This window comes from Paenibacillus alkaliterrae, from assembly GCF_021532375.1.
Lineage (GTDB): Bacteria > Bacillota > Bacilli > Paenibacillales > Paenibacillaceae > Pristimantibacillus > Pristimantibacillus alkaliterrae.
On record NZ_JAKGAP010000023.1, the window covers coordinates 14,562 to 32,785 of the forward strand.

The following is an 18,224-nucleotide window of genomic DNA, read 5'->3' on the forward strand; positions in this document are numbered from 1 at the left end:
TTGGTTAACACCTATTTGCTTCAATGTGTTCATCCCCGCCTGCCTCGCTTATCCTCCATCACAGAGGCCGCAATCCGGCAGGAAACAACACCCGTAGACAAGAGCGGCAATACGATGGCGAATACAATGAGCAAAGACAGCTTACGCTTCAGGGATTTGGCAAACCAGCCTCTCATGGAGATCCCTCAATTTTCGGTTATCTTGTTTATTCTTACCACCATGAGCTCTGCAAAAATAAATCATATTTTTTAAGATCAACAAACTTTTTGTTTGATATTCAAAAGGTTTGTGATACTATGTTTCTCAAAATAACCTTGCAAGGGAGAAAACATTCATAATTTAACCGGCTCCTACGAAAGCACGATTGTCGTCATTGCCAATGGACATATCACCGGCCGCAAAGTCGGAGATCCCTGCACCAATCTCGGGTAGGAGCTCTTGCGGGGTAATCAAGTGAACGAAAACAAGCTCAATTATATGACGCAAACGAAAGACGGACGCATTCTACGTTCCAGTTCGATGTATATGAAAATGCGCTTATTCAGGAGGCGCAGGAGCAGGTCGGCAAGCCGGTGGCTGTCATGACCAAGGAGGACAAGATGAGGATGATTCATCTGCTCGACAGCAAAGGGGCGTTTCTCATTAAAAAAGGGGGTGAAAAGATCTGCACCTATTTGAATATTTCCAAATATACGCTCTATAGCTACTTGGAAGAAGGTAAAAGCGCCTCGAAGAAGAGTGAAGAGTAATGGAATACCAAGCAGGATGGAAACTTAGACAAGGAACGGGCTACCATCAACCTGAACAATAATGTCGTCCTGTAGCGCGGTAACAAGCTGGAGCACTTGGCTGTGCTCGCGTGCGGCATGCTGGAGTAAGCCGGAGTCGACGTACGCAAATAATAGTCTCCAGAGACTGTTATTCCACAGAATTGAGCAGTACAACGGTAAAAAAAGTCCCTAAAGTATCCTTCTGGTCAAGTTTCGCAATATCTGCTTCATCCAGCCTACCGATCAAGATCAGACAAAATCGGCATCATACGTTCTTTTTTAAATCAAATTTGGAGGTCAATCCTATGTCACAAATCGAACAACGTCTGCAAGAGCTCGGAATCACGCTTCCACCATCGCCGGAATCTCGTTTCACGTATATTCCTTACAATCAAACAGGAAATCTCATTTATTTATCTGGCCAAGACTGCCGCATTAACGGTGAACTCATGTTCGAAGGTAAGCTTGGGAGCGATATCACCATTGAACAAGGGCAAGCTGCAGCTCGTCAAACGATCATCAACTGTTTGGCTGTAATGAAAGGCTATCTCGGAGATTTGGACCGCGTTGTGAAAATCGTTAAAATGCTCGGCTTCGTCAATAGCGCACCGGGCTTCGCGGATCAACCCTATGTAATGAATGGCGCGTCCGACCTGTTGGTCGCTGTTTTCGGCGAGAACGGGAAGCATGCCCGTTCTGCAATTGGAACCAGCGAGCTGCCGTTCCACACACCCGTGGAAATCGAGCTGATTGTTGAAGTGCGCGACTAGACTCCGACCCATACTTCCATTATGTAGCTGTAAGAGTGAAAATCATAACCCATATGTACCCTCCGTTAAAAAGCCTTGATAAACCAAGTAATTGGATCATCAAGGCTAATCAGTTTATCTCAAACATGTGACGTTATTTATCTCATTTATTGTCGTAATCAGTCTCAGTTATAACCGTTACCCACAACAACTATCAATTACCTAAACCTTATAAGCCTTCATAGCCTTCCTCAGCTCTTTCCAGCTTGGTCGCTTGCCATACATGAGCACGCCGGTGCGGTAGATTTTCGCGGAAACCCATACGGCTGCATAGATGAATACCAGCAATATGCCGATGGAGGTCAGCACCTGCCAAACAGGAGGATCGGCAAGGCCGAGCCTGAGCATCATGACAAATGGCGAGAAGAACGGAATGAACGACGATACTTTAACCAGCATGCTGTCCGGACTTCCAATGCTGAATATGGAAATGTAGAAGCCTGCCAGCGATAGAATCGTAATCGGCATTACCGCCTGACCCAAATCCTCCGTACGGCTTACCAGCGAGCCAACCGCCGCGAACAGCGTAGCGAAGAGGAAGAAGCCCGTTAAGAAGAAAAGGACGGAATATGCAAGCAGGGCCGAATCAATTTGGCTCAGGTCAATGTTCAAGTCCCCGAGCGCTTTATTGTTGTGCGGCATCGAAATATTCGCGATGATTACGACGACATAAATTGCGATTTGAAGCACAACCACTACGAACATGCCGAATATTTTACCGAACATTTGCTTAAGCGGCGATACGCTCGTAATGAGAATTTCCATGACGCGCGAGCTTTTCTCGGCCGTAATTTCCGAAGCGATCATCTGACCCGAAATCATCACCGCCATGAACAGAAGAATAATAATAAAGTAGATGAGCCCCATGTTCACCGCTTGCTCTTCAGGCGATTTGCCTTCGCCGATATTGCCCGCGCCTTCCGTTGCCGAAATTTGAACCGTATCGATGTCGATCGGAGCGTTCAGCAAAGCCATTTGCTCTTCCGTTAACCCCGCATCCTGCAATATCGTCCCTTGGCGGATCATTTGAAGCGCGCCCTGCAGCGAGCTCGTCATTTCGAATTCCATCAGCTTCTCCGATTTGTAGGTCATCTCCGGGAAGCCGCTTTCCGTCATTTTGCCAAAGTCCAGATAACCTTTAATATCTTTATCCGTAATCGCTTGCTTAAGCTGCATTTCGTTCTCTGCGGCTGAGCCTTTATCCTCGTATGGCAGCAGCTTCAATGACGGATTCTCCTGCGCCTCGAAGAAAGCCTTCAATTGATCGCCCGTTGCCGTGCCCGGCGCCAGCTCCGCCTGCTGCGATTCAATGTAGCCGATGTTTGTTACTTTATCCCCGCTGCCGAACTGCGAGAAAATATAAGGTAGATTAATGCCGGTACTCATAATAAGTGCAATAATAATAGTTGTGATAAGGAATGCTTTGCCCTTCAGCTTGTTTCTTACCGTGAATCCGACTACCGTCCAAAAGCTATTCATGGCTGTCACCGCCTACCGTTTTAATAAATATTTCATTTAATGTCGGCTCCTTGATCTCGAATCTCGTAATCGCCGACTGCTCCATCGCAAGACGCAAAATATGTCCGCCGACCGCTTCGTTTGCAATGCCGAGCTCATAGCCATATTCATGACGGATCACGTTCGTAACGCCGCCGATGCGATCTAGACCCTTTACTTCGTTCTCCGTGCTTAGAATGACCCGTTCCTTCGGAAATTGTTTCTTAATTTCCTTGATATTCCCTTTCAAAACCACATTCGAGCGATGCAAAATGGTAATGTTGCGGCATAGCTCCTCGACATGCTCCATCCGATGCGTCGAGAACAGGATACTCGTGCCCGAATCGCGCAGCTCCTTCACCGTCGTCTTCAGCAGCTCGACATTAACCGGATCGAGACCGCTGAATGCCTCATCGAGAATGACGATTTTCGGCGAATGAATGACACCTGCGATAAATTGAATCTTTTGCTGATTCCCTTTGGACAGCTCTTCGACCTTCTTATTGTAATACTCCGGAACTTCAAAACGCTCTAACCAACGCTTTAGACTTGCATCTGCATCCTTCTTCGACATACCGCGAAGCTGCGCCAGATAGATGAGCTGATCACTCACGCGAACCTTTTGATATAGTCCTCTCTCCTCCGGCAAATAACCCAGATTGCGAAGCTGATCGTTGCTGTAGGCTTTGCCGTGGTACAAGATCTGTCCATCGTCCGGATAAATAAGCCCTAAAACCATTCGCATCGTTGTAGTCTTACCTGCTCCGTTTGCGCCGAGCAGCCCGTATATTTCCCCTTCGCTGACTTCAAAGCTAATCCCGTTGACCGCCGTTTTGTCTCCGTACTGCTTGACGACCTTCTCTACCTTTAATGGATTCATGTCTTTGCTCCCTTCCATTCATTCATTCTGATGCTTAACCGGTCTTGCAGCAATAAAGCGCCCATAATCTCATCCAGCTCCAGTGCCTGCCTGCTTACTAGCTGCAAGCCTTCTCCCTTGCACCAAGCTTCCGCCTCGGACTCCTTATTCGTTGTCACGCGATAAGTCGTTCCTCCTGCATGCTCCACGCCGCATTGTCCCGGCATCGCCGCCGCAATTTTCGCCGTTAGCCCCTCCCCGCTGACGAATAACGTAAACCAGCTGCTGAACAGCTCATCCTTCTCGAACATGCCAAGTACTCTTCCCTGAGCCATAAATACGATAAAATCGGCAAGACGTTTCACTTCTTCAATAATATGGGAGGTCATAAGCACTATACGATCGCCCCGGTCCATAAACCGATGAACAATTGCGATCATCGTTTTCCAAGCCAGCGGATCAAGTCCGGATGATGGCTCATCGAGCAGCAGACGAAATGTCGAGTTCTTGCCGGAGTCGTTCGGACCGACGATAGCCGTAATGCAGCCGCTCGGTATGCTAAGATCAAGCGGTCCCAGTCGAAAATTCGGGCGCTTCTGCACAACGCCTTCTAACCGAATCGCTGTCGTGTCATCCATATGCTTCTCCTCCTCTTATTCGTAGTGCTTGCCCATCGCCTCGTGAAACAGCGTCTTCAGCTCTTCCTCCGTGCATTGCCTCCGCTTGCCGGCAACGACCGCAAGCTCGAGCGCCTCAATGACGGCGGCGAGCCGATGGCGGTCGCGCTCCTGCGCTCCAACCTGCGCTACATAAGTGCCGATTCCTTGCCGCGTACGCAGCAAACCCTCAGCCTCCAAGTCGCTATAAACTCGCTTGACCGTGATGACGCTGCATTTTACCGTTTGGGCAAGCTCGCGGATCGATGGCAGCATCATTCCTTCCGTTAATTGTCCGCTTACGATCAGAGCCCGCAGCTGCACTTCAATCTGATGGTAGAGCGGTTCGGCACTTTGCTCGTTAATTTGTATGGGCAGCCGCATGGCTTCACCTTCTTTTCCAGCTAGTACCCACACTGCGCTCTCCGCATCCAAGTCCCGAGTATACAACGGTGCCGTGAAGAGCAGCAGGTAAGCGACAAACGCAAGCGAGATGAGACTCCTCAGCGATCCTTTACCAGCTCATGCCTGGCTATAAACCAAGCTCCCTTCCATATGCTCATAATATTTGCTCCTTTCGTCATTCACGGTGTTTATACTGTATATATCTTTATACACAGTATATTTACTGTGCCTCACCTTTGTAAACATTTTCCAAACCAAATAAAAAAGCCGTGCTTCCGAAAGAGAATATCTCTTCTGAAAGCACGGCTTGTCCGCATCAATAGATGCGCCTTACCAGCCAAAAATAGCGTCAATCATAGGTTTCGTATGACCGCCCGGATACATCAAATAAAGCAAAATATATACCATCGTACCCGTAATTGCTGTAATAAACCAAACGATTGAAGTCACTCTTCCCCACTTGCGATGTTTGACGAATTTCTTCTTATAGCCGAGCGTAAGCGTCGTAATACCGAACACGGCTCCTATCGTAGCAAGCGTAATATGGAACAAAAGAAAGGCAACGTAAAACGGCTTCAAACTATCTGGACCGCCCCATTCCGTATTGCCGGAAATTACAGTACGTGAGGAATAGATGATAAAGAACAAGATAGCGGTAATGGCCGCCCAGAACATCATTCTTTGATGCTCTTCCAATCTCCTTTTGATCGCCAGCCTCCAGCCAAATGCCACCAGCACAGCGCTAGTGACAATTAAGGCTGTACTGATCGTCGGCATAATCGTATAAATATCCAATGTTACCCCACCCAATTTAAAATAGGTTTAAAATTAAGCCGTTCCTGTATTCGGATTCGTATTCGGCAATTCGTCCTCCTTATGCTCACGCTTGAACCATTGCTTGAATATATAGGCGAGAATGATCCCGTACATCAGCTCCTGAACGAGCTTCATGACGATACCGCCAAGCTGCTGATCCTCAACAACATCCATTAGGTTAAAGAACTGCGGACCGCTGAAGCTGTCAAGCAACCGACTCGGATCGCCGGTAATGCAATACCCCATAGCCGTAACCCACACGTTCGGATCGCTGTAGACGGCATACATCGAGCCCTTAGCGAAAATAATTAAAGCGCAGGCCGGTGTTAATAGTACTCCGTTAGCGAATACATAGGCCATCCTCTTCATATCGTTAAGTCTGTTCCATTCGGGAACCGGGCAAGCGATTTGCCACCACATCATGAATGCGGTAACGAGCAAAATAAAATAATAAAGACGATGCACAGTGAAGTGCGTCATCACATAGTCATGAACAAGTGGAACATGGTAAATAGAAAACAGCATATTGAACAATACTAGTGTGATAATCGGATGCATCAGCAAGCTGAATTTTTTCCAGAAGCGAGCTTCGAACATTTTACGCCAAATAAAGCTCGGTACGCCAACCAGCACCATAGGCGGTACTATTAAATACGATACAGACATATTAACCATATGAAACGTAAACATCAGATGACCTAACAGATTGAGCGGCCCTCCGTGCACCAAATAAAACATAGCGGCAGCGGAGACGAACATCGCCTTCTGCAGCGTCGTAGCTGCAGGAGCCTGCGGGAAATGACGCTCCCGCCATGGACCGATTAAATAGAAATATAGAATGACGATCGCGGCCATTCCGAAGAAAAATAATGGGGTCCACAATTCTTCGAAGCGAAAATATTGTAAGCCAAGCATCGTGGAAGCTCCTTTCAGTAACGCTAGCCTTTTTTCTGCAAAAGAGGAGGGACCCAAGCCTAGGGACCCTCCTCTCCACCATTACAACAACGTTATTACCACCAAGCCCAATACTCGGCCATGATAACGCAAGAAAATACGACGAAAACTCCAGTCAAAATGCCTATTATGGCGAACATATGACCGCGATCCTTCATATGCATCCAGAACGCCATTTGCACGAATACCTGCAAAATAGCTAACCCAATCAAAATAATGTAGATAAAATCTTTGTTTATTTCTCCGCTGATTACGGTCGCAAAGGCGATGAACGTTAGCAGAACGGAGAATAAAAATGCGATAATATGCTTCTTCGTTCCTTCGACCTTATGCCGCTTGGTGCTTTGCTCTGTGGCTGAATGATTGCTTGCCATCGATTAAACCACCTTTCCCATCAAGTAAACGACAGTGAAAATGAATACCCAGACTACGTCGATAAAATGCCAGTACATGGCTGATACATATACCTTCGGAGCAGTAACAACGTTTAAGCCTTTTTTCATCAATTGCGCAATGATAATCGAGATCCAAACGATACCGAAGGCAACGTGCGCGCCGTGAAAACCGACGAGCGTATAGAACGAGGAGCTGAAAGCGCTCGTTGTAAAGCCGTGTCCTTCATGCACATAGTGATAGAACTCATAAATCTCAAGGGCTAGGAAGGCTGCACCTAAAACAACCGTAATAATCAACCAATTGATTAGAGCTTTCACACGATTCGTGTGAAGAGCGTGTACAGCGAATACACTGGTCAAGCTTGATGTTAACAACAGCGCCGTCGCAATTGCGACAAGCGGAAGCTGAAACAGCTCATGCGGTGGAGGTCCGTCAAGCACTTGATGGCGAAGCGCGAGGAACGCTGAGAACAACGTTCCGAACAATACTGTCTCGCCGCCAAGGAAAAGCCAAAAGCCTAACACTTTATTGCGTCCCTCGAGGGTCGCCTTCTCGGGCTCATGAGGCAATTGCCCTTCTATATGCGAATGCGCACTCATGCTTTCCCCCCCTTATCTCTGAGGATTTCTTCTTCTTCAATGTGGAAGCCGTGATCGTCAAAAACAGATCGAAGGATCATGCAAATAAATACGATTATTAAGCCTGCAGCGGCAATAACATAACCCGTATTAATCGGACCCATCATGCCCCAATCCTGCGCGTACATGAATCCGAATCCGGCGATAAACAATCCAAGACCCATAAAGAACGGCAAAATCGATGGAGACGGCATATGAATCGGACCGATTGGCTCAGCAGGCGTCATGCCGCTGTGTCCGTCCATTTTTTCTTTCCAATAAGCATCATAGCCCCGTACAAGCGGCGTTTGCGCGAAGTTGTACTCTGGAGGCGGCGATGGAATCGTCCACTCCAGTGTACGTCCGTCTTCCCAAGGATCCGCCGATGCATTCTTCGGTTTAGCCGACGTTACAACAACGTTGAGCAAGAAGAAGATCGTACCAAGACCCATCAAGAACGCGCCTACCGTACTAATCATATTCATTTCGTTAAAGCCTAGACCGTCGAGGTATGTCCAAATCCTTCGCGGCATACCAAGCAAGCCAAGGAAATGCTGAATGAAAAACGTCAGGTGGAAGCCGATAAAAAACGTCCAGAACGTTAGCTTGCCAAGTGTTTCGTTCAGTACGCGGCCGAACATCTTCGGCCACCAGTAATGAAGTCCCGCGAAAATACCGAGAACCAAACCGCCCACGATAACGTAGTGGAAATGCGCGACTACGAAGTAGGAGTCATGGTACTGGAAGTCTGCAGGCGCTGCTGCCAGCATGACGCCGGTTACGCCGCCCATTACGAACGTTGGGATAAATCCGACAGCGAACAAATTCGCCGCAGTAAACTTGATCGAGCCGCCCCACATCGTGAATAGCCAGTTAAAAATTTTGATACCTGTCGGAACTGCGATAAGCATCGTTGCAATCGAGAACAGCGCATTCGCAACAGGTCCAAGACCTGTTGTAAACATGTGATGCGCCCAAACCATGAAGCCCAGGAAGCCGATCAGGATGGTAGCGAAGACCATCGAGCTGTAGCCGAACAGCCGCTTGCGCGAGAATGTGCTGATAACCTCGGATATGACACCGAAGGCCGGCAGAATGAGGATATAAACCTCAGGATGCCCGAATATCCAGAAAATATGCTCCCATAGTACGGCATTACCGCCGCCTGAAGGATCAAAAAAGTTTGCATCGAACAATCTGTCGAACATAAGCGCCGCAAGGCCTACGGTCAAAGCCGGGAATGCGAACAGGATAAGCGCCGATGTAATGAATGCTGACCACGTGAACATCGGCATACGCATGAATGTCATGCCCGGAGCACGCATGTTAATGATCGTAACCAGGAAGTTAATGCCCCCGATAAGTGTACCGATACCTGCGATCTGTAAGCCAAGGACGTAATAGTCCATTCCGTGATTACTGCTGTAAGTGGAACCGGCAAGAGGAGCGTAAGCTGTCCAGCCTGCATCCGGAGCGCCGCCTGTAAACCAGCTGACGTTAAGCAAAATGCCGCCGAACAGGAAAGTCCAGAAACCTAACGAGTTGACGAAAGGGAAGGCAACGTCGCGCGCGCCGATCTGAAGCGGTACGACCGCATTCATAAGCGCGAACAAGAGCGGCATGGCCGCAAGGAAAATCATCGTTGTGCCGTGCATCGTAAGCAGCTCGTTATACGTATCCGCGCTAACGAAATTATTAAGCGGCTTCCATAATTGAACCCGAATCAAGATCGCTTCCAAACCGCCGACAAGGAAGAAAAATCCGCCGGCGATCATATACAAAATTCCAATTTTCTTATGGTCAACCGTTGTCAGCCAGTCCATCAAACCGCTGTAACGTTTAACCGTATGCGCATGAGCCAAAGTAGGTACCTCCTTCAATCACCGATAAATTATTGTTCGTAGTCAAGTTTCAGTTCGGATAAATATTTTGCAATACCTTCAAGTTCTTGTTTAGTTAAATCATATGTCCCGCCCATTTGGTTGCCTGGTTTAATTTCGTCAGGGTTTTTAATCCAACGGTACAGGTTATCGTAAACTGAACCTTCGTTGTCATATTGCGGATCATCGGTGTTAATAAGTATACCTGCTACGGATTCACGGCCGCCGATTCCAGTCAGGTTAGGATAAGCCGGTCCGCCCAAATCGCCGACGGCGTGGCAAGAAAGACATTTGCTCTCGAATGCCGCTGCAATCGCGGGATCGCTTGGAAGCGCTACTGGCTCTTGAATCGCTGCTGCCCAGCGTTCAAATGAAGCCTCGTCCACTGATTTTACTTTAAAGTCCATCAGTCCGTGCGAAGGTCCGCATAGCTCGGCGCATTTGCCCAGGTAAACGCCTTCTTTCGGAGCTGAGAAATACATGAAGTTAACGTTCGCCCCAGGATTCGTATCGATCTTGCCCGCAAGCGAAGGAACCCAGAACGAGTGAATCACGTCCGCAGATTTCGCTTCGATCGAAATTGTCTTGCCTGTCGGAATGATAAGCTCCTGAGCTGTCTTAATACCGAGCTCCGGATATTCGAACTCCCACCAGTATTGATGCGAGGTTACGATAACTTTTACCGCATCCGGATCTTTGCTGTAGTCTTTCGCTAAATTAAATACAGATTGTACAGTCGGAACGCCAAGAATTATAAGCAGGATGATCGGAATAACCGTCCAAATGACCTCCAGCTTGTGGCTTCCTTCTATCTGCTTCGGTATTGTCTTATCTCCAGGACGTCTGCGGAAACGAATAATGACATACAAAGAAATCGCAAAAACGACAACAATCACGATTAACATGATTCCTATCGCCAGCTTCATCAGTCCGAATTGCTCTTCCGCTACAGGCCCCTGGGGATTCAGCGTCGACAAATCTTCCCGTCCGCACGCCGCTAATACGAGTACCATCATGGCCATTAGCGGCGCAAGCCGTTTTACAAATTGCCACCGTTTCATAATTAATCAACCCCACTTTTGACGTTTTCGCAGCAGCCTGATATCACGTGGCAAGCGGCTAGGCTGCGTGTTTCACAGATGTTATTACAACTCCTGCAACTTAAATCACTTTATTAAATATAAAGTTGAAGACCCTATTTGTCAATGTTCAGCAGAGAGTTCACAAATTGTTCTCAAAGCTGTCAAATCGCATCGTTGCAACATTTTTGGGCTTGTTTTTTCATAGAATCATTGCTGGTAGGACCGCTTCCTCTCTACCCTACATTGTGCACCAAACCCATGGTGAATTATGTATGCCCGCCAAAACGTATATTTGTACCGCCGCGACAAAAACTATAGCCATTATCCGATGAATGGGGGTCCGTTCTAAATGGTTAAACGAATAGCCGCGCTTTTGCTATCCGCTGTTGTTATTACAGCTGCTTCCGGCTGCAATTACGAAGAGCTTGCCCAGCATAGCGATACCGATTACGGCAGCCGTCAAGCGAATGATCCGAAGATGCTCGGCGGCAAAGCTTATGGTCCAATGACCAAAGATCCGCATCAGCATGATAACTCCTTCTTTGAATACAGCTCCGTCATTTCCCGCAAAGTATCCGGCATTAACGGCATTGCTTCGGCTATCGTCATGCTCACAGATAAAAATGCTTATGTCGGGCTCATGCTCGATTGGACCGCGGTAGGCACCCGCAACTCCGGGGGCACGAGGGAGCAAGACAATACAGGAACGAATGAAGGCGTCTATAATGTTGACACCGGAAGCCCTTATGGAAACAGCAGAGCGCTCGTATATCCGTACAACTCATATTTCTCGGTCAATGATATCAACAATATATCTGACGAGCTGAAACAGACGGTTGCACTAAAAGTACGTGAGCTGGCTCCGTCGGTGCAAGAGGTGCATATATCCGCCAACATGGAGTTTATAAACTATTTCAACGAATTCGCCAAGGAGGCTTGGGGAGGCCGTTCGCTTATGCTGTGGATCGATCAGTTTAACACAGTCGTCAAATATCATTTTGCCGGCGGCAAGGTTATGCCTCCGAACATCACGCAGCCAGGAACCTACACCCCCTCCGAAAGGCAAATGGACCGGTAAAAAAATCGCTTCTATTATATATAACGAAAATCATTGATTTCAAAAACGAAAAATGGTGGAGCAGGAATAATCCTTGCCCCGCCATTTATTATTTCCCAGGCTTTTTTTAGAAAGAAGCTTTATAGTAGTTCGTACGATAATAAAAGCAGTGAATGTTTTTTCATTTTATTATCTTTCCTATATATACTATACTTATTGGTAGCAGCAATCAGAAAGGGGTTATTTCATAGTGAGCGCACACAATTATATTCCGAAGGAACCTGTTCAAATCGAATGTAATATTGAGATGACATTGGATGTCATCGGCGGAAAATGGGCTTTTCTCGTACTGAGGGAATTATTTTGCGGCACCAAAAGATTCGGAGAACTACAGCGGCTGATCCCTGCTGTCAGTCCGCGGGCGTTAACAAGCACGCTCCGTCATCTAGAGGATAAGGGCGTGCTTGAACGAAACGTTTTTCCTACCGTACCCGTAACGGTCGAATATTCTTTAACGCCGAAAGGCGAGGATTTGCATCATATTTTGAAAGAAATGAAGCTTTGGTCCGCTAGATGGACATAGCTGCCGTTTAATCCAATGCTCCTATTGTGGCTTGAAGCGAGACTGAAAACGGTCTAACGCAGACTGGTATACTTGGCGGTCTTTATCGTTGCGAGCCAACCTTTCTAAGCGAATAAGCTCTGCCTCGAATTGCTCTGTTAGAATAGCTACGCGCTCCTTGGGCTCGGATTGAATGTTTTCCGGCAGGTGACGATCATCGGCGGTTTGCAGCGTCAGCTTGCCATTGCTATCGACTTGAGCAAGATAAATATCCTCCTGGCGCAGTTTATTCCGTTTCAGCTCTTGCTCCAGCCACATCCTGTCGTGCCCGGATTTTTCAAGAGCGTCGTACTCGACTTCGCCGTCCATGATGACCGTCTTAGCCTCATGTTCCTCACCAATCTTCCATCCGAGCATATCCGGCGTGATGGGCCGATACGCCTTCTTGAGCAGCACATTTATTTCGCCGCTCGGCTCCATAACCGCAAACTCTACATCGGCTACGCGATATACGTCCTTCTTGCGCAGCTGCTCAAGCAGCTCGTCCAGCGTCAGCCGTTCCTTGAACAATTGCTTTTTGAACAGCTTTCCATTTTTAATGAGGACGGTTGCTTTTCCATCAAAAATATCGCGAACCTTCTTGCTCTTCATCGTTATAAACTCCATGCCGACCGACAGGCTCACCCAAACGAGCAGGGAGATCACCCCTAAATACCATAAATTGTCGAGATCAAGCGACATATAGCCCGCAACATTACCGATGGAGATGCCCGTTATGTACTCAAATGGAGACAGCTGAGATATTTGTCGTTTGCCCAAAGCCTTCGTAAGCGCAAATAAAATGACGACGGCCGTAAATGTGCGAAGCACAATTTCAAACCAATCCGGCATTTCTATTCCCCCTTTCCTTTCCTAGAGTATCCAGAAAGACAAAAGTCATTCGTTTGCAATCATCGTTATAAAACATATATGAAACAGTTTGAAAACAAATGTTTGCTTTCATTTCGATTATGCAGTATGATTATAGGAATGTATTATATTTAACCTCAGAAAATCCCCAGTAAGATTCAATTTTTTCCTCGGATTTGATTTCTTTGATGTTAATTCCCAAACCTGTTTCGTGATGTATTTCTGATTCACACTGGCGCGGTCATAGGAACCGTGAGGACGGAAGAGAGGTAGGGCTTTCGTTGTTTTAGGATACGAGTTTTAGGCAACTTGGTACACATGCTGTTGGCTGTTAACAAGGGGATTCCATACGGCCTTTCGTTAGGATAAGGTCCGGTTAAATATACGATACACACAAGGGCTGCTCTGCTGGCGCATTTATGTGCCAGCGGGGCAGCCCTATCCAATTTAATTATCCCTAAAGGTGGATAACCCGTCATCGCATATAAATAAATGAGCTGGAAAAACGAGACGCGCAGCTAAGCGCCTGTCTGGTCATAGCGGACAAACGATTATACGAGTTTTGATATGAAAACGATAAGGAGATTTTTGTTGATGCTTTTTTCTTTCCTGTTTATTTACCCGATAGGTGCTGGATAATGGTGGTAAGTTCATGTTCTAACTGCCGCGTAATGTCAATATCTCGCATAAAAAGTATGCTATATGCAATGAATCTTGACGGAGGCGCTCCTTGTTTTACACGCCCAGCTTCCGCTCGCGCACCTCGGCCGTCATGCCCTCAGGCACCCGGATGCGCACCTTTACATGCTCGTAAGCTCTTAGGGTGACTTCCAGATCGAAGCCCGTCCTTTTTTGGGCGAAAAGTGGTCATTTCCCGAACATAAATGCTTTTTTGTTCAAATAAACAGAAGCGCCGATCTTTATTTAGTTCGGCGCTTCCGTTTCTTTTAATGTGCGGACCCATTGCTCCAGTTTACTGGATTTGTCCATCATATAGCGCCATGCTAAACCGTATCCGCAGGCGGAGTGCCGAAGTCCGGCGTCCCGTCGCTGCGCCATGTAAATGCTTTGGCGCGGGCGTGGCGGTTCGGGTCGAACAGCGGGTCGCCGACGATCTCCTTGTAGCTGCGCGCATGATAGACGAGAATATCCCGTTCCCCATCCTCGGTAACCGTAAAGCTGTTATGCCCGGGTCCGTATTGGCTCGTTTCCGGACAGCTCGCGAATACCGGAGCCTGCGACTTAGCCCAAGCGGCGGGATCGAGCAAATCAGCCGTCTCAGGCGCCGTCAACAGTCCCATCGCATAGTTATGATTCGTCGCGCTTCCGGAATAGGTCATAAATATTTTTCCGTTCCGCTTCAGCACGGCCGCACCCTCATTAACCATAAAGCCGATGACTTCCCAGTCGAGCTCCGGCTTCGAAATCATAACTTGCTTGCTCCCGAGCGTCCATGGATTGCTCATCGTCGCAATATACAGATTCGTATTGCCTTGAATGGCAGGATCCTGCTGCGCCCATACTAAATATTGCTCGCCGGCATGCTCGAAGCTGGTCGCGTCCAGGGAGAAAGAATCCCAGTCCGTCATGATTTGACCTTTCTCCGTCCAGTTTCCTTCAAGCGGATTAGCCGAAGCGTTCTCCAGCACATACATCCGGTGCGAGAACGGCGCATCCTGCCGGGCCGCAGCGAAATATACATACCATTTCCCTTTTATAAAATGAAGCTCCGGCGCCCATATGTTTTTGCTCATGGGACCGCTCTCATGCTGATTCCAAACGACAACCTCAGCCGCATCCGCCAATCCAGCAATGGTTGCCGACCTTCGTAATTCGATCCGATCGTACTCGGGCACCGACCCCGTAAAATAATAATAGCCGTCCGTATGTTTTAGAACCCAAGGATCCGCACGCTGCTCGACTAATGGATTTCGCAGCTGCGCTTGTGTCTGTCCAGATGCTTGCATGCTCATGTTTCCTCTTCATCCTCCAGAGTCCCAAAATTATTGTTTGTCAATAGAACTTTTTATATATAAAATAAGTAAATAGCTCTCTAATAATTCAAAGTTGCAACTTCAACCTATCAGAGCGGAGTGAAGTAATGAAGATCGATATTTCTGATAAGCATTTGCCCATTTATGAGGCGCTTGCAAGCAACGTAAGGCTGAAAATTATTCAATTGCTTTCCCAGCAGGAAATGAACATTAAAGATCTTGCACAGTCGCTCGAATTAAGCAGTCCCATTATGACCATGCATGTAAAGAAGTTAGAGAAAGCCGGCCTTATCAGCTCTGAAATGGTATCAAGCAACGGCGGAACCAGGAAGATGTGTAAGCTTATCACGGACAGCATCGAAATTGATTTTCCTTCCAAAAACGGTCAATTCAATCGTCTTTATCACGAATCGATCATTTCTATTGGGCATTATACCGATTTCGATATTGAACCGACCTGTGGCTTAGCTACTACGATGAAGGTGATCGGAATGTTCGATGAACCCCGTTTTTTTCTAGATGCAGAACGTATCAATGCCAAAATTTTATGGTTCGGCAACGGCTACATTGAATATAAAATCGCTAATTTTTTGTTGAAAAGCGAGAAACCTGCTGAACTCGAAATTTCACTTGAAATATCATCAGAAGCTCCGTCCGCCAATGAAAACTGGCCGTCTGACATCTCATTCTATTTGAACGATTGTAAAATAGGCACATGGACGAGCCCTGGCGATTTCGGCGGCAAACGCGGCAGGTTTACACCGGATTGGTGGTGGGAAGAAATCAACCAATACGGCCTGCTTAAAATGCTGAAGGTTACACCATACGGAACATTTATCGATGGTCATAAAATTTCCGACGTTACACTCGATCAAGTTGGCGTCTTGAACAAGCAATGGAAATTCCGAATCGGCATTGAAGATGATGCAGAAAATATAGGCGGTGTCACCTTGTTCGGTGCCGGATTCGGTAATTACAATCAAGACATCGTGTTCAGACTGTATTATGAAAGATATGAGTAGACTCATACGGCGCAAGCCGTATGAGTCTTTTTTCTATTATTGACTCCTGACAGCCGGAGAAGATCTTCATGCGGCTACTCGCCCGCAATACCGGTACGCTCCACGCTTTCCACGAAATAACGCTGCGTGAACAAGTACAGGACAAGGACTGGCAAGATCGTCAGCATAACGCCAGCCATGACTTGGTTTTGCAGCGTCGGCGCCATGCCAAGCGTACCTGTCGATACCGAGGTCGAAGCCTGTTGTATCTCCAAATTAGCATTGCCGTTGAAGAACGCCATATTTTGCGCCAAATTGAAATACTCCGGCACGAGAAGGTACATCGACGGCTCGAACAGGTCATTCCAATGCCAAACGACTGAAAATAGAAACACAACAAGCATGGCAGGCTTCGCGAGCGGGAACATAATCATCCAATACGTGCGGAAGGCACCCGCTCCGTCGATTCTAGCCGCTTCTTCGAGCACATTCGGAAGTGTGCGATAGAATTGAATGAATATAAGCACAAACAAGGAGCCTTTCAGACCATGGCCAAGCAATGCCGGGAACACAAATGGTAAATGCGTATTGATCCAGCCCAAATCGGCGAAAAATGTGAACAATGGAACAACAATCGTCTGCGGCGGCACAAGAAAGGTAAAGACGACCATGCCTAGAAACAATGCCTGCCCCGGGAAGCGATAACGCGCGAAGCCGTAACCGACGATCGAGCAGCTAATCACTTGCAATATAGCGCTGCCGAACGAAATAATGATACTGTTGAGCAGTCCTGGCCAAAAATTAATAGCCTTTCCCGCAATCAAATAGTTTTCCAGATTTAATCGCTTCGGAATCCACTGAATGGTAGCATCCGCCACATCCTCGGGGCGCATCAGCGATTTCGATATCATGAACAGCAGCGGATAGACGAATACGAACGCTAAGCTAAGAATGACTAAATAGAAAAAGACCATTCCGATAATGCCGCGTCCGCGTTTGACCCATGATACTTTCCAGACCGCTTCCGCTTTGCCCTGCAGGCCGGCAAATTTTTCAGTGGCGCTTGTTGAATTCATGCCTTCTACCCCCTACCTTCGGTCGCTGACAAGCTCTTCCGGAAAACGAAGAACACGATCGCAAGCACTACCGATATCACTATAAAGTAAATCCAGCCCATTGCTGAACCGTAAGCGTAATTATTCGACCTAAACACGATATTCATAATGTGATCCATAATTCGGTTATCCGTTTTGGTAAATGAATTGACGATGCTGTAGAGCGTATTAACGAACAGCATCGGCATAATCATAGGAAACGTAATTTTCCAGAAGCTTTCCCATTTCGTCGCGCCGTCACATTTTGCCGCTTCGTACAGCGATGGGGAGATCGTCTGCAAGCCTGCAATAAAGATCAGGATCTGCACGCCGGAGTCCCACATGACTAACGTCAAGGAGTCGGCATATTCGAGCAGCGGTTCCAAAATGTCTTCCGGAATAAATGCACTCAATTTGCCGAAGAGATCATACTGGTTGAAAATCGGGAGCTGCGCAGCTCCCTGTTCCAGCAATTCACGCAATATGGCGCCTGATGCAATAATGACCGGCAGGAAGAAAATACCGCGGAATAAGACCCGTCCGCGAAATTGACGATTGAGCAGCAAAGCGCTAAACATCGCAAAAATAAGAATGAGCGGCACCTGAGACAGCATCGTCGTCAGCGTGCTTTGCAGCAAGGGAACAAAATGAATATCCGTCGTAAAAGCTGCCCGATAATGGGTTAATCCGGTATAAGTCGGAATCAGGCCTTTTTCCGTCACCTCAAGATTGTTCAGTGAGTAATAGAAAGACTGACCGAGCGGAATGACCATAAACAGCAGGAAACCGACAATCCATATGGAAATAAACGAATAGCCTTCAAAGATATGCCGGCCTCTCATCGAGAGTCCTAATTTTTTGCCCAT

21 protein-coding genes are annotated in these 18,224 nt (G+C 47.4%); 6 read left to right on the forward strand and 15 right to left on the reverse strand.

Annotated elements, in window-relative coordinates:
- Window positions 1–29 precede the first annotated feature (29 nt).
- Window positions 30–176 carry a hypothetical protein gene (locus L1N85_RS11680; RefSeq protein WP_235238024.1) on the reverse strand — a complete coding sequence of 49 codons (147 nt, stop codon included), beginning with the start codon at window positions 174–176 and terminating at the stop codon, window positions 30–32.
- A 196-nt stretch (window positions 177–372) separates the two neighbouring features.
- Between L1N85_RS11680 and L1N85_RS11685 the strand changes: the two genes are divergently transcribed.
- The 3 genes from L1N85_RS11685 (at window position 373) to L1N85_RS11695 (ending at window position 1,540) form a co-directional block, all read left to right on the forward strand.
- On the forward strand, window positions 373–432 hold the full coding sequence (locus L1N85_RS11685) for a PAS domain-containing protein (protein WP_235238192.1): 60 nt from the start codon (window positions 373–375) through the stop codon (window positions 430–432).
- 149 nt (window positions 433–581) lie between these two features.
- Window positions 582–749 carry a helix-turn-helix domain-containing protein gene (locus tag L1N85_RS11690; protein ID WP_235238025.1) on the forward strand — a complete coding sequence of 56 codons (168 nt, stop codon included), beginning with the start codon at window positions 582–584 and terminating at the stop codon, window positions 747–749.
- A 326-nt stretch (window positions 750–1,075) separates the two neighbouring features.
- The gene (locus L1N85_RS11695) at window positions 1,076–1,540 is read left to right on the forward strand and encodes a RidA family protein (protein ID WP_235238026.1); all 465 of its coding nucleotides are present in this window, start codon (window positions 1,076–1,078) and stop codon (window positions 1,538–1,540) included.
- A 201-nt stretch (window positions 1,541–1,741) separates the two neighbouring features.
- Here the strand turns inward: L1N85_RS11695 and L1N85_RS11700 are convergent, their stop codons facing one another.
- From L1N85_RS11700 to coxB, 10 genes are all read right to left on the reverse strand, one after another.
- Window positions 1,742–3,058: an ABC transporter permease gene (locus L1N85_RS11700; protein ID WP_235238028.1), complete on the reverse strand. Its 1,317-nt coding sequence runs from the start codon at window positions 3,056–3,058 to the stop codon at window positions 1,742–1,744.
- Complete coding sequence (locus L1N85_RS11705) at window positions 3,051–3,956, reverse strand: ABC transporter ATP-binding protein (RefSeq protein ID WP_235238029.1); 906 nt, start codon at window positions 3,954–3,956, stop codon at window positions 3,051–3,053. The genes L1N85_RS11700 and L1N85_RS11705 overlap by 8 nt, the downstream gene beginning before the upstream one ends.
- Window positions 3,953–4,573 carry an ATP-binding cassette domain-containing protein gene (locus tag L1N85_RS11710; RefSeq protein WP_235238030.1) on the reverse strand — a complete coding sequence of 207 codons (621 nt, stop codon included), beginning with the start codon at window positions 4,571–4,573 and terminating at the stop codon, window positions 3,953–3,955. Before L1N85_RS11710 ends, L1N85_RS11705 begins: the two co-directional genes overlap by 4 nt.
- 15 nt (window positions 4,574–4,588) lie before the next feature.
- Window positions 4,589–4,975, reverse strand: coding sequence for a GntR family transcriptional regulator (locus L1N85_RS11715; RefSeq protein WP_235238033.1), 387 nt, complete (start codon window positions 4,973–4,975; stop codon window positions 4,589–4,591).
- 351 nt (window positions 4,976–5,326) lie between these two features.
- On the reverse strand, window positions 5,327–5,791 hold the full coding sequence (locus L1N85_RS11720; protein ID WP_235238035.1) for a DUF420 domain-containing protein: 465 nt from the start codon (window positions 5,789–5,791) through the stop codon (window positions 5,327–5,329).
- Between the two features lie 33 nt (window positions 5,792–5,824).
- Entirely contained in the window at window positions 5,825–6,727 is a 903-nt protein-coding gene (gene ctaG / locus L1N85_RS11725) for a cytochrome c oxidase assembly factor CtaG (RefSeq protein WP_235238037.1), read from the reverse strand.
- Window positions 6,728–6,822: 95 nt separating this feature from the next.
- Window positions 6,823–7,140, reverse strand: coding sequence for a cytochrome C oxidase subunit IV family protein (locus tag L1N85_RS11730; RefSeq protein ID WP_235238040.1), 318 nt, complete (start codon window positions 7,138–7,140; stop codon window positions 6,823–6,825).
- 3 nt (window positions 7,141–7,143) lie between these two features.
- The gene (locus L1N85_RS11735) at window positions 7,144–7,761 is read right to left on the reverse strand and encodes a cytochrome (ubi)quinol oxidase subunit III (RefSeq protein WP_235238042.1); all 618 of its coding nucleotides are present in this window, start codon (window positions 7,759–7,761) and stop codon (window positions 7,144–7,146) included.
- Complete coding sequence (gene ctaD / locus L1N85_RS11740) at window positions 7,758–9,641, reverse strand: cytochrome c oxidase subunit I (RefSeq protein ID WP_235238044.1); 1,884 nt, start codon at window positions 9,639–9,641, stop codon at window positions 7,758–7,760. The genes L1N85_RS11735 and ctaD overlap by 4 nt, the downstream gene beginning before the upstream one ends.
- 29 nt (window positions 9,642–9,670) lie before the next feature.
- Window positions 9,671–10,723: a cytochrome c oxidase subunit II gene (gene coxB / locus L1N85_RS11745; protein ID WP_235238195.1), complete on the reverse strand. Its 1,053-nt coding sequence runs from the start codon at window positions 10,721–10,723 to the stop codon at window positions 9,671–9,673.
- A gap of 367 nt (window positions 10,724–11,090) precedes the next feature.
- Here coxB and L1N85_RS11750 point away from each other — a divergent pair, with 367 nt between their 5' ends.
- Both L1N85_RS11750 and L1N85_RS11755 read left to right on the forward strand, forming a co-directional pair.
- Window positions 11,091–11,819, forward strand: coding sequence for a hypothetical protein (locus tag L1N85_RS11750; protein ID WP_235238046.1), 729 nt, complete (start codon window positions 11,091–11,093; stop codon window positions 11,817–11,819).
- Between the two features lie 286 nt (window positions 11,820–12,105).
- Complete coding sequence (locus L1N85_RS11755; protein ID WP_235238196.1) at window positions 12,106–12,381, forward strand: winged helix-turn-helix transcriptional regulator; 276 nt, start codon at window positions 12,106–12,108, stop codon at window positions 12,379–12,381.
- A gap of 21 nt (window positions 12,382–12,402) precedes the next feature.
- Here the strand turns inward: L1N85_RS11755 and L1N85_RS11760 are convergent, their stop codons facing one another.
- Both L1N85_RS11760 and L1N85_RS11765 read right to left on the reverse strand, forming a co-directional pair.
- Entirely contained in the window at window positions 12,403–13,251 is an 849-nt protein-coding gene (locus tag L1N85_RS11760) for a DUF421 domain-containing protein (protein WP_235238048.1), read from the reverse strand.
- A 1,022-nt stretch (window positions 13,252–14,273) separates the two neighbouring features.
- Entirely contained in the window at window positions 14,274–15,242 is a 969-nt protein-coding gene (locus L1N85_RS11765) for a glycoside hydrolase family 43 protein (protein WP_235238049.1), read from the reverse strand.
- 128 nt (window positions 15,243–15,370) lie between these two features.
- On the opposite strand from L1N85_RS11765, the gene L1N85_RS11770 reads away from it, so the two are divergent.
- Complete coding sequence (locus L1N85_RS11770; protein ID WP_235238053.1) at window positions 15,371–16,285, forward strand: ArsR/SmtB family transcription factor; 915 nt, start codon at window positions 15,371–15,373, stop codon at window positions 16,283–16,285.
- Between the two features lie 74 nt (window positions 16,286–16,359).
- On the opposite strand, the gene L1N85_RS11775 is transcribed toward L1N85_RS11770, so the two are convergent.
- Together L1N85_RS11775 and L1N85_RS11780 are read right to left on the reverse strand one after the other, a co-directional pair.
- Window positions 16,360–17,340: a carbohydrate ABC transporter permease gene (locus L1N85_RS11775; RefSeq protein ID WP_235238054.1), complete on the reverse strand. Its 981-nt coding sequence runs from the start codon at window positions 17,338–17,340 to the stop codon at window positions 16,360–16,362.
- 5 nt (window positions 17,341–17,345) lie between these two features.
- Window positions 17,346–18,224 (reverse strand): carbohydrate ABC transporter permease, encoded by an 879-nt coding sequence (locus L1N85_RS11780; protein ID WP_235238056.1) that lies wholly within the window; start codon window positions 18,222–18,224, stop codon window positions 17,346–17,348.

Excerpts from the sequence above, each read along its gene's own strand:
- L1N85_RS11680 (WP_235238024.1), bottom strand. The coding sequence starts at position 176 with ATGAGAGGCTGGTTTGCCAAATCCCTGAAGCGTAAGCTGTCTTTGCTC.
- L1N85_RS11690 (WP_235238025.1), top strand. The coding sequence starts at position 582 with ATGACCAAGGAGGACAAGATGAGGATGATTCATCTGCTCGACAGCAAA.
- L1N85_RS11695 (WP_235238026.1), top strand. The coding sequence starts at position 1,076 with ATGTCACAAATCGAACAACGTCTGCAAGAGCTCGGAATCACGCTTCCA.
- L1N85_RS11700 (WP_235238028.1), bottom strand. The coding sequence starts at position 3,058 with ATGAATAGCTTTTGGACGGTAGTCGGATTCACGGTAAGAAACAAGCTG.
- L1N85_RS11705 (WP_235238029.1), bottom strand. The coding sequence starts at position 3,956 with ATGAATCCATTAAAGGTAGAGAAGGTCGTCAAGCAGTACGGAGACAAA.
- L1N85_RS11710 (WP_235238030.1), bottom strand. The coding sequence starts at position 4,573 with ATGGATGACACGACAGCGATTCGGTTAGAAGGCGTTGTGCAGAAGCGC.
- L1N85_RS11715 (WP_235238033.1), bottom strand. The coding sequence starts at position 4,975 with ATGCGGCTGCCCATACAAATTAACGAGCAAAGTGCCGAACCGCTCTAC.
- ctaG (WP_235238037.1), bottom strand. The coding sequence starts at position 6,727 with ATGCTTGGCTTACAATATTTTCGCTTCGAAGAATTGTGGACCCCATTA.
- L1N85_RS11730 (WP_235238040.1), bottom strand. The coding sequence starts at position 7,140 with ATGGCAAGCAATCATTCAGCCACAGAGCAAAGCACCAAGCGGCATAAG.
- L1N85_RS11735 (WP_235238042.1), bottom strand. The coding sequence starts at position 7,761 with ATGAGTGCGCATTCGCATATAGAAGGGCAATTGCCTCATGAGCCCGAG.
- L1N85_RS11750 (WP_235238046.1), top strand. The coding sequence starts at position 11,091 with ATGGTTAAACGAATAGCCGCGCTTTTGCTATCCGCTGTTGTTATTACA.
- L1N85_RS11755 (WP_235238196.1), top strand. The coding sequence starts at position 12,106 with ATGACATTGGATGTCATCGGCGGAAAATGGGCTTTTCTCGTACTGAGG.
- L1N85_RS11760 (WP_235238048.1), bottom strand. The coding sequence starts at position 13,251 with ATGCCGGATTGGTTTGAAATTGTGCTTCGCACATTTACGGCCGTCGTC.
- L1N85_RS11765 (WP_235238049.1), bottom strand. The coding sequence starts at position 15,242 with ATGAGCATGCAAGCATCTGGACAGACACAAGCGCAGCTGCGAAATCCA.
- L1N85_RS11770 (WP_235238053.1), top strand. The coding sequence starts at position 15,371 with ATGAAGATCGATATTTCTGATAAGCATTTGCCCATTTATGAGGCGCTT.
- L1N85_RS11775 (WP_235238054.1), bottom strand. The coding sequence starts at position 17,340 with ATGAATTCAACAAGCGCCACTGAAAAATTTGCCGGCCTGCAGGGCAAA.
- L1N85_RS11780 (WP_235238056.1), bottom strand. The coding sequence starts at position 18,224 with ATGGGCAAAAAATTAGGACTCTCGATGAGAGGCCGGCATATCTTTGAA.